Source organism: Sedimentibacter acidaminivorans, assembly GCF_017873955.1.
GTDB classification, from domain to species: Bacteria; Bacillota; Clostridia; order Tissierellales; family Sedimentibacteraceae; genus Sedimentibacter; species Sedimentibacter acidaminivorans.
Genome location: NZ_JAGGKS010000010.1, coordinates 15,045 through 31,033, shown reverse-complemented (window position 1 = coordinate 31,033; position 15,989 = coordinate 15,045). Strand labels below are relative to the sequence as shown.

Below are 15,989 nucleotides of genomic sequence, written 5' to 3'. Positions count from 1 at the left end.
TAAAAATTTTGACAATATTAATATATTTTGTGGTATACTAATATGGTAATTTTTACGGAGGTTGAAATGTCAAAAGAAAATAATAATAATATAGAAAATCCAAATGGTAAAAAATCAAATGGTGAAAAATCTAAAAAGAAAAAAAATAAAAGAAGAAGAAAAATAATATTTAGAAGTGTATTATTAGTTATATTAGTAGCTATAATAATTGGTGGAGGTGCCATTGCTGGAATGATATTCGGCATTATTAAAAGTGCACCTGAAATTGATACAACTAATTTGCTTTCAAATCTAACGGAGAGTTCTGTTATTTTAGATGAGAACGGAACTATTATTGAACAAATTCATGATCCTAATGAAAATAGGGAAATTGTTGAACTAAAAAATATACCTTTAAATCTACAAAATGCTTTTATTGCAATTGAAGATCATAGATTTATAGATCATCCCGGTATAGATATAAGACGTATTTTTGGTTCGCTTCTACATAATATTAAAGTGGGTGATGCTAAAGCACAAGGTGCAAGCACTATAACTCAACAGTTAATTAAAAATTTATATTTCACTAATGAAAAATTATGGGAACGTAAAATAAAGGAAATGTATCTAGCTGTTATGTTAGAGAGAAAACTCTCTAAAGACCAAATACTAGAAAATTACTTAAATACTATCCCACTTGGTCAAAGTACATATGGAGTTCAAACTGCTTCTTATGCATATTTTTCTAAAGATGTAAGTGAATTAACTTTAGCGGAAGCTGCATTATTGGCAGGAGCTGCAAAAAGCACAGTTAAATATGCACCATTTAACAGATATGATTTAGAAGATACTGAAGGTTTGCCAGAAGAGGATATCGTGGGATATGTTTTTATTGGTTCTGTTCAATATGCATGTGTTTATAATCAAGATGCAATTGATAGACAACATGTAGTATTAAATAGAATGTTAGAACTTGGCTTAATATCTCAAAGTGAATATGATTCTGCGATAAATGAAGATATGCATATTGCATTAAATCCTGGTCAAACAAAAATAGAAGGTATTTCTTCTACTCCTATGGATTATGTAAAAGAAAAGGTAATTGAAGATTTAATGATAACACAAGATATGAGCTATGAAGATGCTGAAAAGTATGTATATCAAGGTGGTCTATCAATTACAACTACCATAGATATTAATATGCAAAAAACTCTTGAATCATCTTATGATAATTTTGCTAAACTGTTTCTTGGGTTAGAGCCAACTGGTGATAAACCAATTTCACAAAACTGGAAATATTTTAAATGGTCAGGAGGTTCATCCTCTGGATGTCTTGATTCAGCATTAAATATATTAGATGAAAATGGTCAACTTATTTATTATGATAAGAACAATATTTTAGATGAAGATAATAATTTTTACCTTAATCCTGATGAATACAGTTATGATGAAAACAAAAATATAATTATTAATTCTAAAAAACTTAATATATACTCAACAACAATAGACCTTGTTGATTGTTATACAATTGATGATAAGCTAAATTTTGTTTCTCATAGGATAGGTGGTCTAAATATTGGCGATAACTATGAAGTTATTGAACAAAAGGGTACCAAAGGAAGTATAAAGATACTTAGTAATTATGTTAAAAAAAATCCAGAAATGTTTGTGATAGGAACTGACAATATCTTGAAAATACCTGAAGGCTATTTCTTCTATCAAGAAAACGGAACAGTTCAGCCACAATCTTCAACAGTAATTATGGATTACAAAACAGGTAAAATTAAAGCTATGATAGGTGGCAGAGATATTGAAGGAAGCAAAACCTTTAACAGGGCCGTTGATGCAGCAAGACAACCAGGTTCAACTATAAAGCCATTATCTGTATATCTTCCTGCTTTAAATCTAGGATATTCAGCTGCTTACATTTTAGATGACCTACCAAGGTATAACAAAGGTGGAGATAGATGGCCAAAAAACTGGTACGAATATAAAGATATTAAATATTGGGGTAAAACGACCCTTCGTAAATCAGTTGAACAATCAATTAATACTAATGCCGTTACAATGCTTGAAACAATAGGTATTGATTCAGCTATGGATTCTCTTAAAGCTTTGGGAATGATTAATACTGAACACCCTGAAAATGACACATTTGTTTCACCTGAAGAGAATACAGCCTATAATGATGTTAATTTAGCATCTTTGGCATTAGGTGGTTTAACAAAGGGATTTTCTCCTTTAGCAATGACTGCTGCCTATGGTGCTATTGCAAATGATGGTGTCTATATTGAACCTATTGCATATACAAAGGTTGTAAATAACAAAAATGAAATAATCTTAGAAAATATACCCGAAACACATGTTGCTGTTAGTCCAGAAGTTGCATCATTAATGAAAGATATATTAAGAACTACTGTTAATCCAGGTTTGTCATATAAAGCAAAACTTCCTGAAGCTCTAGGAATCGAAGTAGCTGGGAAAACAGGAACAACTCAAGCAAATGGTGATTTTTGGTACATGGGATTTTCTCCATACTATGTAGGTGGAATATGGGTTGGTAATGATAATGTTCAAATGAAGCTTACTGGTGATAGTGGTAATACAGCAAGATTATGGAGTGCCATTATGACCCCTATACACGAAGGGTTGCCTCCTGCAAAATTTGAATTAAATAAAAATTTAATTCCAGTACAGGTATGTAGTCAATCTGGAAAAATTCCTACTGACTTATGCGCTCATGATCAACGTGGAAGTCAAATAATAACAGAATATTTTATTCCTGGTACTCAGCCTACAGATACATGTGATATTCATATTAAGACTTCTGTATGCACAAGTTCAAATATGCTAAAATCACAGTACTGTCCAGGTAATTTAACAGAAGAAAGAGTATTTATTAAAAGAGATTATGATATTGATGCATACCCATATAGTAAAGGTGCTGGATTTGATGCTAGATATCAAGCAAAAAAATTATATCAGCAAATACTAGAAGACTCACTTACTTTTTCTTTAGATGAAATAAAACAATTGTATGTAGGTCAAGTGGAATTTGATGAAGATAATAAATTAAAAGCTGTAAACGGAATAGCTGTAGAGGATTTACAAACCAGCGGAATTGTACCTCTAGATTATCAATACCAGTTACCTTCTCAAATATGTACTTACCACACACCATGGCATTATAACCAGTGGTTAAATAACAAAGATACAGAAAATAACAATAACAATGACAACAATAATAACAATGATAACAATGATAATGACGAAGATAACAATCAAGAAAATGAAGATAATGACGCAGACACAAATAATCCTGAAAATTTAGACAATATAATTGAAACGGATGATCCTGTTGACTCAGATGTAATTGACTCAATTTTAGATTCCATTACAAATTAAAATTTCACAATGGGAATGTCACACTGCATTAAATTAAAAATGAACAATAAAAAAGAAATTATTATTTAAAAATAACAATTTCTTTTTTATTTAGTAATTATATTCATATTTATCACTTCTTTTTAGGATTAAATATTATCGCCACCATATAACCAAATAAAAGAGCTGCTGCCACACCAGGAGCTGTTTTCATTACTCCACCGCTCAATGCACCCATAAAACCATTTTTGGACGCTTCTTCAATTGCACCCTTGGCTAAAGAATTTCCAAACCCAGGCAATGGTACTGTAGCTCCTGAATACCCTATTTCTACTAATTTATCATATATTCCAAAATAGTTTAAAAACACTCCACTAACTACAAATGTAACCAATATATAAGCTGCATTTAGCTTAAATTTATCCATTATTATTTGGCCAATTACACAAAACAATCCACCTATTACAAAACTCATCACATAATTCATATTAACTCCTTTAACCTTCAATACCAATACAATGCGCTATACCTGGTATACTATCCCCTTGCAATGAAACTGTAGGAGAATGTAGCGCCCCTGTTGAAGTAAATAAAAGTTTTTTTATTTCTTTATTTAAAAGTTTTTTATATAAAAATGAACCAAATACAACTGCTGAGCAACCACATCCACTTCCTCCAGCATGCACATCCTGCTTTTCAATATCAAAAATAATTGTACCACAGTCATCATATTTTTTTTCTATACTCATGTTTTCATCATGAAACATTCTGTTTACAATGCTTTTTCCAACTATTCCCAAATCCCCTGTAACTATTAAATCATAATCTATTTTAGTGTCTAACATATTTTGTTTTAAAGTATCATGTGCAGCTGGAGCCATAGCAGCACCCATATTATTTGCATCCGTAACACCTAAATCTAATATTTTACCAAAAGTTACATTTTTAATTTTAGGACCCTTTCCTGTATTTGAAAGCCATACTGCACCAGAACCTGTTACAGTCCATTGAGAAGACATGGGCCTTTGACCACCCATTTCTAATGGCAATCTATATTGTTTTTCTGCACTGCAGAAATGACTTGAAGTTGCACAAATAACATTGCTTGCAAACCCTCCATCAATAAGTAGAGAACCAACTCCCATGCTAAGTGCCATTGTTGAACATGCGCCATATATACCAATATAAGGTAATCCAATATCTCTTGCTGCAAAAGAAGAGGATACTATTTGATTTAAAAGATCACCAGAAATTAACAAGTCAATATCGTCTTTTTGAAGTCTATTTTTATTCAACAAAGTTTCTATGGCCGTCTTTTGAAATTTCCTTTCACTTTTTTCCCATGAATCCTCTCCCCATAAATCATCAACAATTAAATCAAAATTATTTTTTAAAGGACCTTCTCCTTCCTTAGTTCCAACAACTGTAAAAGTATCTCTAATTACCACATCATCTTTTATGTTATATGTTTGTTTACCTATTTTTTTCAAAATTAATTATCTTTCCTTTCTTCTTAATGATAAATTAGAATTTATAATTTTTAAAACAACTACTTAAAAATCAAACTTAATAAACCTACAATGAAGGCAGATAAATATCCATAAACTAATACTGGACCAGCCAATTTAAATATATTTGCGGCAGTACCTAAAACTAAACCTTCCTTTTTATATTCTAATGCAGGAGAAACTACAGAATTAGCAAAACCTGTTATAGGAACAATGGTTCCAGCACCAGCAATTTTACCTAAATCGTCATATACTCCAAAACCTGTTAGCAATGCACTTAATCCTACTAGAACTACCGATGCCATTACTCCTGCATCATCTTTAGGTACATCAAATCCTGATACAAAAATATTTTTTATAATTTCACCCAATGTACAAATAGCACCTCCAAAAATAAAAGCCATAAAACAATTTTTTACAATTTTATTTTTTGGAGTATACTCATCTATAACTTTTTTATAACTTTCCTTATTATACTTCATTTCTCCTCCATTATAATAATACTGCGCTTTCAGGTATTTTTTTTAAAGATTTATCTATGCTATTACCAAAAACAATAGCTGATATGCTAATCAATAATACTATTACTAAAAAAAATATCTTTTTTTTCATAAAAATCACCTCAAAAGTATTATTTACAAAAAAATTTATTGCATGCAAAAAAAAAAGCACTAACCGTGCTTTTTTTATCAAAAGTTGCTATTAATTTCATTTTTTGAACTGATTGTTTTTCTTAATATTACTTTTGTTCCAATATCTTTTTCGGATAAGACCACAAGTTCATCCATAAAAGTTTCCATTACTGCAAATCCCATCCCAGATCTTTCAAGTTCTGGTTTAGATGTATACAATGGTTCCTTAGCCTTGTCCACATTTACAATGCCACAACCGAAATCTTCGACAATTATCTCTACTCCATGATTTTTTATTCTACATTGTATTACTATATCTCCAACCATGTTTTCATATCCATGAATTATTGCATTTGTGACAGCTTCTGATACTGCAGTTTTTATATCTGAAATTTCCTCTATAGTTGGATTTAAACTTGAACAGAATGCTGCAACTGCCGCTCTAGCAAATGATTCATTATTTGAAAGACTTGGTATTTTAATATATACATAATTGTTATGCATTTTATCCCCCTATTTAATATTTATTATTTTTCCTATTCCGCTCATATCAAGTATTTTTCTAACTTTTTTATTAGCGTTTATTATTTCTATAACCCCATTTCGTTTCCTAATATTTTTATATCGTCCAATTACAAATCCTATGCCAGAACTATCAATAAAATCAATTTTTTTAAAATCAATAATAACTTTACTGATATTATCATCCATTATTTTTTCATCAATTCTATTTCTATTTTGATCCGCTCCATGATGATCTAAGTCACCTTTAAGTCTAATAACTAGTTCTTGTCCTGATTCAATAAATTCTATATTCACAGACGTCCCAATCCTTTCTCTTATAGTGTAAATAAATTATACTATTTAATGAACAATTTATCCTTGACTTGTTTTGTAACCTTTTGTCGAATATTGATAGTATCTGTGATTTTGAAATATATTTTTATTATTAATTAGGATATTTTTTGTAAAAAAGGTAACAAAATTATAAATTCAGAACCTTTATCTACTGTGCTTTTTACTTTTATTTTTCCTTTATGCCCTAATATAATAATTTTAGCTATAGATAATCCTAATCCATGACCTCCAACATCCTTATTTCTTGACTGCTCTGCTCTGTAAAGTCTGTTGAATATTTTATCTAGATCTTTTTTTTCAATACCCATCCCAGAATCAGATACTTTTATTACATAATAATCTTCATCAATATATGAAAGAACTTTTATATAACCATTTTGCGGAGTAAACTTTATTGCATTTTCTATAAATATCCTTATTGCCTGCTTTATCCTGTTTTTATCTGCATATATACTTGCATCATCATAAAATTTAAAGTCAAAATTGTGTTTTGTATCAATCATACATGTTTCTTTTTCTATTTCGAATAGAATTTCACATATTTTAAAATCCTCTTTTGTAAAAGATATTGATTGTTTATCACTTCTAGCAATAAATAAAAGTTTTTCAATTAAATCCTGCATGCTATCAGTTTCATTTTTTATTGCATTAATTGATTCTTCTAATATATCTTTATCATTTTTACCCCAGCGATCTAACATATTTACATATCCTTTTATAACAGCTATAGGTGTTCTAAGCTCATGAGAGGCATCAGATACGAATTGTTGCTGCGTTTTGTACCCTTGTTCAATTCTATTCATCATCTCATTAAACGTCTCAGAAAGCTCCTTTAATTCGTCCTGAGTATCTTTTACATCAAGTCTTGTATTAATATTATTAACCGTTATAGTTTTAGTTATTTCTGTCATTTTTTTTATTGGTCCAATTAACTTATAGCTGGTTCGTGATACTATTGGTACAAATACAAATAATCCAGCTGCTCCAGAACTAATTATCATAATACATATTCTAAAGGCTTCTGATAATATATCATTCACCAAATAATTAATATTAATATAATATTCCATATTATTATAATAAAACTTAGATGAAAATATATATTCTTTATTGTTGATTAATTTTTCTAACAAGACAATAATATTTTTTGAATATCTATGCTCATATCCTTTCAAAGAATATATATTATTCAAATAGTTATCGTAAATATTAATTGACTTTATTTCATCATTGTCAGCAATAGATTCAATTTTTCTCATATTAGGAAAACTGCTTGTTATTTTATCCATGTCATTTTCCATTACATCTGATTTATATTGATTTAACTTATAAACAGAATATCCCATTGTCGTAATTGCAGCAACAATTAAAATTACAGTTATATACAACAATAAATATGAAACCGAAATTTTAAATGTTATTGAAAATTTTAATCTTTTTATAAGTTTTACTAAAATTTTTAAAATCACCCTAAAAGGAAAACTTATTATATGAAAAATTGATTTTACTATTGTTTTTAAAAACCCTGAAAATGATATTGTTTTCTTATTATTATAATTTTCATACGAGAAATTTTTTTTGTATATTTTCTCTTTTTTTCTCTCTTTTTTCAACTGCTTATCTACTCTTTTTCGCTCTAATTTTTTCATAGCAATTCCTTTTGGATAATGCAATGTAAAACTGTCCCATTACATTTTAATCTCTAATTATATAACCTACACCTCTGACCGTTTCAATAAAACCAACATTATATTTCTGATCTATTTTACTTCTTAAGTATCTAATGTACACATCTATTATATTTGTATCACCAAAATAATCGTAACCCCAAACTTTATCAAGAATTTTTTCCCTTGACATTACAATATTTTTATTTATCATCATAATTTCTAATAATTCAAATTCTTTTTTTGTTAATTCGATGTTTTCATTATCATACTCTACTTTATAATTGTTTTTGTACAATTTTAACTTACCTATTGTTAATATTGTAGATTCCTCTTTATTCTTAGGAACATATTTTCTTTTTAACAATACTCTAATTCTAGCTAAAAGTTCTTCAACAGCAAATGGCTTAGTCATATAATCATCGGCTCCTATATCAAGCCCTGTAACCTTATCTGATATATCATCCTTAGCTGTAAGCATAATTATAGGTACCCCTGAAGTTTGCCTTATTCTCCTGCAAACTTCTATACCACTTAAGCCAGGCAACATTAAATCTAGAATAATTAAACTTATATCATCATTTTTACCTTTTTCTAATCCATCTCTACCATTGTTTGCTATATCAACCTCATAGCCCTCATACTTCAATTCTAATTCAAGAAAACGTGCAATTTTATGTTCATCTTCAACTATTAAAATTTTCCTTTTATCATCCATACAACGCCGCCCTTGTTTTTTTATATATTATACTATTAATTACAAATTTTATCAATTAGTGTTTTAAGGGACCGTTCAAAAAGAACCGCCCCTTAAACTTTGTTATTCTATTATAATTTCATTTTCCATGTCATCTGATTCGTAATATTTTTCTTCTTTTATTTCTGCATCTTCTTTTATTATTTCTTCAGATTTTACTTTTATTTTTTCTACAGTTTCTTTCATATTTCTTTTAATACCGTTAATGTTAACAGAATTTTTATCTCTGAAAACTTTTATCTTACATGATGTTAATACTGCAAGTATAAGTCCAAATATAACTACCCAAAATGCCATTACAAATGTTACAAGAACAAGAACTAACGGTACGTTTATTAAAGTATTTTCATTTTTATTTTTAACTGAAAATCTTAATTGTAGTAATCTATTAGCAAAGCTAGTAAACCCTTCTCCTCGTCTATTTTTTTCATTTCCCCGAGTTCCTTTTCCTTTTTCTAGTTCAATTATTGATTTAATTAAATCTCCATCATTTTTTTCTAGAGTGCTTTTTGCTTCTTCATATGTTACATTAACTCTGTTTCTTAATTCATCAATTTGCTCTAATGTTACCTTCATTTTATCCTCCACGATTTTTTTATTTCTTATAATGATAATATACAATAGTTTTATTAATTAATCTTTAGGTATTTATTAAAAACTAATTAGAATTTGATTTATCTTTTTAATATAATTCACTTTAATCTAAATGCTTTTTGTTTTCTTATTATTGGACTTAACAAATTATCTATGATATAATTATTTGAAATATTTAAGATATTACACACAAAATGCATAATTAAAAACAGAAGGGTGGGATATGTCAAAATCGTTTAAATTTGACAATTTATTTTATGAAGTTTTTTAAAAATCGAAAAGCTAAAGGTTATAAATATGTTGATATGGCATTAGATTTAGTCGAAGATGGAGATGATTTAAATCTAGTTGATTTACCTAAAAATCATCTACCTAATAATATAACCTCAAAATTGCTCTATCGAGACATAGTTAACATTGCATGGCCTTCAGTCCTTGAATTAACATTAACGCAACTTGCTTCAATGGTTGATTTAATGATGGTTGGGCAGCTCGGTCCTTGGGCTCTTACAGCCGTAGGTTTAACCCTGCAACCAAAATTTTTATTAATGATAATGTTTATGTCAATGAACGTTGGAGCAACTTCTATGGTTGCAAGATACAAAGGTTCAGGTAACCGAGAAAACGCAAATTTAATTTTGCGTCAGGCACTATTGCTTACTATAACATTTTCTATAATAGCATCTATAGTAGGTTTTATTTTTTCAGAACCTTTGGTTAAATTCATGGGAGCTGCTGATGCGCAAACTTTAGCAGGTGGTACAACTTATCTAAAGATACAGATGGTTGGATTTATATTTATGGCTCTTACTACAACTATAACAGCAACTCTTAGGGGTGTTGGTGATTCTAGGACTGCTATGATATATAACTTAACTGCAAATGCTGTTAATGTTATTTTTAATTATTTACTTATTGGAGGAAATTTAGGTTTTCCAAGATTAGAAGTTGCAGGTGCTTCTCTTGCAACAATAATTGGTCAGCTAGTTGCATTTGTTTTTGCATTTGTATATATAACTAGAGGAAATCAATATTTACACTTAAGATTTAAAGATGGCTTTAAACCTAATAAAACAGCATTAAAGCAAATTTTTGTTATAGGTGTTCCTGCTATGATAGAGCAATTAATGATGCGTATTGGTATAATTATTTACTCTAAAACTGTTGCTTCTCTTGGAACAGTAGCATTTGCCGCTCATCAAGTATGTATGAACATATTATCTATTTCATTTATGAATGGGCAAGGATTTGCAGTTTCAGCAACATCTCTAACAGGGCAAAGTTTAGGAAAAAAACGTCCTGATATGGCAAATGCGTATGTTATGAGAACTAGAAGAACTGGAATGATTATATCTGTAATTATGGGAATTATCTTTATTATATGGGGTGGCAAAATAGTTTCTTTATATTCCGATGATGTAACTGTAATTGAAAAAGGTGCAAAAATTATGATGCTTGTTGGTTTTATTCAACCATTTCAATCATCTCAGTTTATTTTAGCTGGAGCCTTAAGAGGTGCTGGAGATACTAAAGCAACTGCAATTATAACATTTATAACTGTTTTAATCATTAGACCAGGCTTAGCTATTATATTGGTTAATTTCATGCACTTAGGTCTAGAAGGTGCATGGGTTGCTTTTGCAGCTGACCAGCTTCTTAGATCATTATTTGTTTTATTAAGATACAGTTCAGGAAAATGGAAATCCATAAAGATATAAATAAATAATGGGACGGTTATTAATCGCCCCATTACTAATTTTATTTCTATATATTACTATAAGTTAATTTTGTCTTCTTTAATTAAATTTCTTATTGCTTCTATTGCTACCTCAATAGCAGCTTCTGTATCATGACTTTGTGGATCATCTAATCCTTTTTTTCTTCTCTCTTGATTTGCAACAACATTTAAAACAGTTCCAACTCTAACCTTTCGATAAGCTCCAACGATAAAAAGTGCTGCTGATTCCATTTCAGATGCTAATGCACCTAACCTAAGCCAAGCTTCCCATTTATTTTCAAGTTCATAACTTACAGGTTTTGTTCCTGGTTCATGTTGTCCATAAAACGAATCTTTACATTCTACTACTCCAACATGATGTTTTCTACCTATATCTTTAGCTGACTTTACAAGTGCATTAATAACTTCATGATTTGCGACAGCTGGGAATTCCATTGGTGCATATTCTCTTCCTGTCCCTTCCATACGAATTGCACCTGATGCTATAACTAAATCTCCACCCATAACATTTATGTCCATACCTCCAGATGTTCCAACTCTTATAAATGTATCTGCTCCTATATTAACAAGTTCCTCCATTGCTATTGCTGCTGAAGGTCCTCCTATACCAGTCGATGTTACACTAACTTTTTCACCATCAATATACCCTGTATATGTTACAAATTCTCTATGATCAGCTACTAAATTAGGATTATCAAAATGCTCTGCAATTAATTTACACCTTTTAGGATCTCCTGGTAAAATTACATATTTACCTACATCCCCCTCTTTCATATTAATATGATATTGAATATCCGAGTATACTGTGCTCATATTTATTTCCTCCCTTTTAATAAAATTTCATATAGTTGATTTATAAATTTACAGCACCCAACTAATAAGTTGAATGCTGTATTACTGAGATGTTTTTAAATAAAATTCTAATTATTTTTATTGTGGCGAGTCATTTTCTCTTGTTTTTATTTTATTTAATATAATATCAGAAATTTCTTTTGTACTCATACTTCCAATATCACCTTTTTGTCTTTCCCTAACTGACACAGAATTTCCTTCTGCTTCCTTCTCTCCAACTACAAACATGTAAGGAACTTTTTCTAATTGAGCTTCTCTTATTTTATAGCCTATTTTTTCTGCCCTTGTATCTATTTCAACTCTTATATTAAATACTTCTAATTCTTCTTTTACCTTTTCCGCATATCCATTGAATTTATCTGATATAGGTAAAACTTTTACTTGAACTGGAGATAACCAAGTTGGGAATGCACCTGCAAATTGCTCTATTAAAATACCAAAGAACCTTTCTATACTTCCAAATGCAACTCTGTGAATCATTATAGGTCTATGCTTTTGTCCATCTGCACCTACATATTCAAGGTCAAAGCGTTGTGGCATTTGATAATCCAACTGAATTGTTCCACACTGCCATGTTCTTCCTATGCAATCATTTAAGTGGAAATCTATTTTAGGTCCGTAGAATGCTCCATCACCTTCATTTATTATATAATCAAGTCCAAGTTCTTCAAGCGCTTCTTTTAATGAACTTTCTGCTACATCCCAATCTTTTAAATCTCCTAAGAAATCCTCAGGTCTTGTTGAAAGTTCAACATGATAAGTGAATCCAAATGTTTTATACATTCCATCTATTAAGTTTGCAACATTTTTAATTTCATCTTTTATTTGTTCAGGAAGCATGAATATATGAGCGTCATCTTGAGTAAAAGCACGAACTCTCATCAATCCATGAAGAGCACCTGACAACTCGTGTCTATGAACTCTTCCTATTTCCGCTGCCTTAATTGGGAAATCCTTGTAAGAATGCATAGAATTTTTATATACCATCATTCCTCCAGGGCAGTTCATAGGCTTAACACAGAAATCTTCTTCATCTATTTTAACTGTGTACATATTATCTTTGTAATGGTCCCAATGTCCTGAATTTTCCCATAGATGTTTACTTAGCATCAATGGAGTTTCAATTTCTACATATCCTGCTTTTTTGTGTACTTCTCTCCAATATTTAAGGAGCTCGTTTTTAATTTCAATTCCTTTTGGTAAAAAGAATGGAAAGCCAGGTCCTTCTTCAGACATAAAGAACAATTCTAATTCTTTACCTAGTTTTCTGTGGTCACGCTTTTTAGCTTCTTCTAGCATATGAATATATTCTTCTAATCCTTTGGCTTTCTCAAATGCAATACCATATACTCTTTGAAGCATCTTGTTCTTTTCATTTCCTCTCCAATACGCCCCTGCAATACTTAAAAGTTTAATAGCTTTTGGTTTTTTAGTTGATTCCAAATGTGGTCCTGCACATAAATCTACAAAATCACCTTGCTTATAAAATGAAATTATTGCATCTGCTGGAAGGTCTTTTATTAATTCAACCTTGTATGGTTCTTCTTTTTCTTCCATAAATTTTATTGCTTCTTCCCTTGGAAGTTCAAATCTCTCAAGTTCAAGGCCTTCTTTAACTATTTTTTTCATCTCTGATTCTATTTTTTCAAAATCTTCTTGTACTAATCTATAGTCTAAATCTATATCATAGTAAAATCCATTGTCTATAGATGGTCCTATTGCAAGTTTAGCTTCTGGCCATATTCTTTTTATTGCTTGTGCTAATATATGTGATGAAGTGTGCCAAAATATGTCTTTTCCTTCTTTATCTTCAAACTTAAGGAATTTAATGTTGCCATCTTCATTTATTTGTTCTTGGAGACCAATAGTTTTTCCGTTAAAACTTGCCCCCACTACGCTTCTAGCTAAACCTTCGCTGATACTTTTAACAACATCTATTGCTTTTGTTCCATCTTCATACTCTCTGATACTCATATCTGGTAATGTTAATTTTATCATAATATTACTCCTCCAATTAATAAACTCCCGTCTCTAAACACACTAATGTGTTTAAGGACGAGAGTTACCATCGTGGTTCCACCTTATTTACTTCTCAACAGATTTAAGGCATCCATACCAAATCCTTATATCTAGACTTTAAACTAGATTTTCAGATTTAACTCAAGATTAGTTTTCAAACAGTCATATATTAGGATACTCTCAGCAAGTTGTATTCCTTCTCTGAAATATTGTATCTGTTTTACTCGATCTTTCATAGTTTATTATCAGTTTGCTATTTTTATAGATTATATTACTCATGTATCTATTTTGTCAACAGCTTTTTAATATTTTTTTCTAAAACCTTGGCTTTTATGTCTGAATCCTCTATCACTGCTTCCACCAAAACCACTTTTTGATTTTTTCTCTTTAGAAATTTCTACAACAACATCTTTTCCTTTTATTTGCGAGCCTTCCATTCTGCCTAATATTGCATCCGCATGCTCTGATGACGCATTGAAAAATGAATAGTTTTCAAGTATTTCAATTGCTCCAATATCCGAACCTGGTATATCACATTCACCAGCTATAGCACCTAGTATATCTCCTGGTCTGATACCTTGTTTTTTACCTAAGTTTACATGGAATCTAACTGAATTTCCAATATCTCTTGATGAACCTTTAGTTCTAGTAAATTTCTTTCTCTCAGGTATTGTGTCATTTAAATCTCTTTCTGCAGAAGAGTCAAATTTAACAAGTTTTTTTATCATTGCAGCTATTAAAGTTTCAGCATCATAGCCTTTTTCCATTAATTTACCCGCTAGTACTCTGTTTTCTCCAACTCCATCTTTTTCAATAACATCAACTATGTTTCTAATAAATTTATCTTGTTTTACTTCATTAACCTTATCTACTGTAGGAACTGATCTTTTGCGTATTTGTTTTTTTGTATATCTTTCAATATTTTCAATTTTCTTTATTTCTTTCCCTGAAGCAAGTGTGAAAGATGAACCCTCTCGACCTGCTCTTCCTGTTCTACCAATACGGTGAACGTAATAATCTTCTTTTCCTGGAACTTCATAGTTAATAACTGCTTCAACTTCTTTAATATCAAGTCCTCTTGCAGCAACATCTGTTGCAATTAAAACATCAATTACACCATTATTGAACTTATTCAAAGTATCCAATCTTTGCGTTTGCTTAATATCACCATGTATTTTATCACAGTTATAACCTTTTTCTATAAGTCTATCATATAAATCATCAACACTTTTTTTAGTATTACAGAAAACCAAAGTTAATTTTGGTGTGTATGTGTCTATAATTCTTGTCAATGCTTCAACTTTATCTGTATGTTTAACAAGAAAATAGCTTTGCTTAACTTCTTTTGCAGTAATTCCTTCTCTCATTGTTTTAATAATGACTGGGTTATTTTGAAATTTCTTTATTATTTTAGATATTCCATCAGGAATAGTAGCAGAAAACAAAAGTGTCTGAGTTGTGTGATTTACTTTATCAAGAATCAACTCAATATCTTCTCTGAAACCCATTTTTAACATTTCATCGGCTTCATCCAAAACTGAAACTTTTAGTTCACTAAGTTTTATTACTTTTCTGTCAATGAGGTCTATAATTCTACCAGGGGTTCCTACTATAATTTGTGCTCCGTTTTTAAGCTTATTAATCTGATCCCTGATATCCGCGCCACCATAGACACTAACGGTTTTAATACCATCCATGTATTTACCGATTTTTCTAAATTCATTTGCAACTTGCACAGCAAGCTCCCTTGTAGGTAAAAGAACTATTGCCTGTGGAAGTCTCAAATCTTTATCTATTTTCTCTAGAATAGGTATACCAAACGCTGCCGTTTTACCCGTTCCTGTATTTGATTGACCAATTATATCTTTTCCTTCAAGTATTACTGGTATTGCTTCTTGTTGAATCTGGGTACTATTTTCAAATCCCATTTCATCTAAAGCTTTTTGAATGTTTTCATTCAAATTTACATTTTCAATTTTCATTAATTTTATCATCCTCGTT

The 15,989-nt window shown here is 30.2% G+C and carries 13 protein-coding genes; 2 read left to right on the top strand and 11 right to left on the bottom strand.

All coding sequences use genetic code 11. The annotated features are described in order from the left end of the window. Window positions 1–66 precede the first annotated feature (66 nt). On the top strand, window positions 67–3,384 hold the full coding sequence (locus tag J2Z76_RS14660) for a transglycosylase domain-containing protein (protein ID WP_209512806.1): 3,318 nt from the start codon (window positions 67–69) through the stop codon (window positions 3,382–3,384). Window positions 3,385–3,496: 112 nt separating this feature from the next. Here the strand turns inward: J2Z76_RS14660 and spoVAE are convergent, their stop codons facing one another. From spoVAE to J2Z76_RS14620, 8 genes are all read right to left on the bottom strand, one after another. After that, entirely contained in the window at window positions 3,497–3,850 is a 354-nt protein-coding gene (gene spoVAE, locus J2Z76_RS14655; RefSeq protein ID WP_209512805.1) for a stage V sporulation protein AE, read from the bottom strand. Between the two features lie 10 nt (window positions 3,851–3,860). Beyond that, window positions 3,861–4,853: a stage V sporulation protein AD gene (spoVAD, locus tag J2Z76_RS14650; RefSeq protein ID WP_245210482.1), complete on the bottom strand. Its 993-nt coding sequence runs from the start codon at window positions 4,851–4,853 to the stop codon at window positions 3,861–3,863. A gap of 59 nt (window positions 4,854–4,912) precedes the next feature. Further along, window positions 4,913–5,353, bottom strand: a complete 441-nt coding sequence (spoVAC, locus tag J2Z76_RS14645) for a stage V sporulation protein AC (protein WP_209512804.1) — start codon at window positions 5,351–5,353, stop codon at window positions 4,913–4,915. Window positions 5,354–5,560: 207 nt separating this feature from the next. Continuing rightward, window positions 5,561–6,007: an anti-sigma F factor gene (gene spoIIAB, locus J2Z76_RS14640; protein ID WP_209512803.1), complete on the bottom strand. Its 447-nt coding sequence runs from the start codon at window positions 6,005–6,007 to the stop codon at window positions 5,561–5,563. Between the two features lie 9 nt (window positions 6,008–6,016). Then, entirely contained in the window at window positions 6,017–6,322 is a 306-nt protein-coding gene (gene spoIIAA, locus J2Z76_RS14635; protein ID WP_209512802.1) for an anti-sigma F factor antagonist, read from the bottom strand. A 134-nt stretch (window positions 6,323–6,456) separates the two neighbouring features. Beyond that, entirely contained in the window at window positions 6,457–8,010 is a 1,554-nt protein-coding gene (locus J2Z76_RS14630) for a sensor histidine kinase (protein WP_209512801.1), read from the bottom strand. A 46-nt stretch (window positions 8,011–8,056) separates the two neighbouring features. Then, window positions 8,057–8,746, bottom strand: coding sequence for a response regulator transcription factor (locus tag J2Z76_RS14625; RefSeq protein ID WP_209512800.1), 690 nt, complete (start codon window positions 8,744–8,746; stop codon window positions 8,057–8,059). A gap of 102 nt (window positions 8,747–8,848) precedes the next feature. Next, the gene (locus J2Z76_RS14620) at window positions 8,849–9,361 is read right to left on the bottom strand and encodes a DUF4342 domain-containing protein (protein ID WP_209512799.1); all 513 of its coding nucleotides are present in this window, start codon (window positions 9,359–9,361) and stop codon (window positions 8,849–8,851) included. 275 nt (window positions 9,362–9,636) lie between these two features. On the opposite strand from J2Z76_RS14620, the gene J2Z76_RS14615 reads away from it, so the two are divergent. Beyond that, window positions 9,637–11,097: an MATE family efflux transporter gene (locus J2Z76_RS14615; protein ID WP_245210481.1), complete on the top strand. Its 1,461-nt coding sequence runs from the start codon at window positions 9,637–9,639 to the stop codon at window positions 11,095–11,097. 56 nt (window positions 11,098–11,153) lie between these two features. Here J2Z76_RS14615 and udp read toward each other — a convergent pair whose 3' ends face one another. The 3 genes from udp to J2Z76_RS14600 form a co-directional block, all read right to left on the bottom strand. Continuing rightward, window positions 11,154–11,930, bottom strand: a complete 777-nt coding sequence (gene udp / locus J2Z76_RS14610) for a uridine phosphorylase (protein WP_209512798.1) — start codon at window positions 11,928–11,930, stop codon at window positions 11,154–11,156. A gap of 117 nt (window positions 11,931–12,047) precedes the next feature. Then, window positions 12,048–13,967 (bottom strand): threonine--tRNA ligase, encoded by a 1,920-nt coding sequence (gene thrS / locus J2Z76_RS14605; protein ID WP_209512797.1) that lies wholly within the window; start codon window positions 13,965–13,967, stop codon window positions 12,048–12,050. Window positions 13,968–14,290: 323 nt separating this feature from the next. Next, entirely contained in the window at window positions 14,291–15,970 is a 1,680-nt protein-coding gene (locus J2Z76_RS14600) for a DEAD/DEAH box helicase (RefSeq protein ID WP_209512796.1), read from the bottom strand. Window positions 15,971–15,989: the final 19 nt, after the last annotated feature.

Bases quoted from the DNA above. Each gene is read 5' to 3' on its own strand.
- J2Z76_RS14600 (WP_209512796.1), bottom strand. From the start codon at position 15,970: ATGAAAATTGAAAATGTAAATTTGAATGAAAACATTCAAAAAGCTTTA.
- spoIIAB (WP_209512803.1), bottom strand. From the start codon at position 6,007: ATGCATAACAATTATGTATATATTAAAATACCAAGTCTTTCAAATAAT.
- J2Z76_RS14630 (WP_209512801.1), bottom strand. From the start codon at position 8,010: ATGAAAAAATTAGAGCGAAAAAGAGTAGATAAGCAGTTGAAAAAAGAG.
- J2Z76_RS14620 (WP_209512799.1), bottom strand. From the start codon at position 9,361: ATGAAGGTAACATTAGAGCAAATTGATGAATTAAGAAACAGAGTTAAT.
- thrS (WP_209512797.1), bottom strand. From the start codon at position 13,967: ATGATAAAATTAACATTACCAGATATGAGTATCAGAGAGTATGAAGAT.
- udp (WP_209512798.1), bottom strand. From the start codon at position 11,930: ATGAGCACAGTATACTCGGATATTCAATATCATATTAATATGAAAGAG.
- spoVAC (WP_209512804.1), bottom strand. From the start codon at position 5,353: ATGAAGTATAATAAGGAAAGTTATAAAAAAGTTATAGATGAGTATACT.
- spoVAE (WP_209512805.1), bottom strand. From the start codon at position 3,850: ATGAATTATGTGATGAGTTTTGTAATAGGTGGATTGTTTTGTGTAATT.
- J2Z76_RS14615 (WP_245210481.1), top strand. From the start codon at position 9,637: ATGAAGTTTTTTAAAAATCGAAAAGCTAAAGGTTATAAATATGTTGAT.
- J2Z76_RS14625 (WP_209512800.1), bottom strand. From the start codon at position 8,746: ATGGATGATAAAAGGAAAATTTTAATAGTTGAAGATGAACATAAAATT.
- J2Z76_RS14660 (WP_209512806.1), top strand. From the start codon at position 67: ATGTCAAAAGAAAATAATAATAATATAGAAAATCCAAATGGTAAAAAA.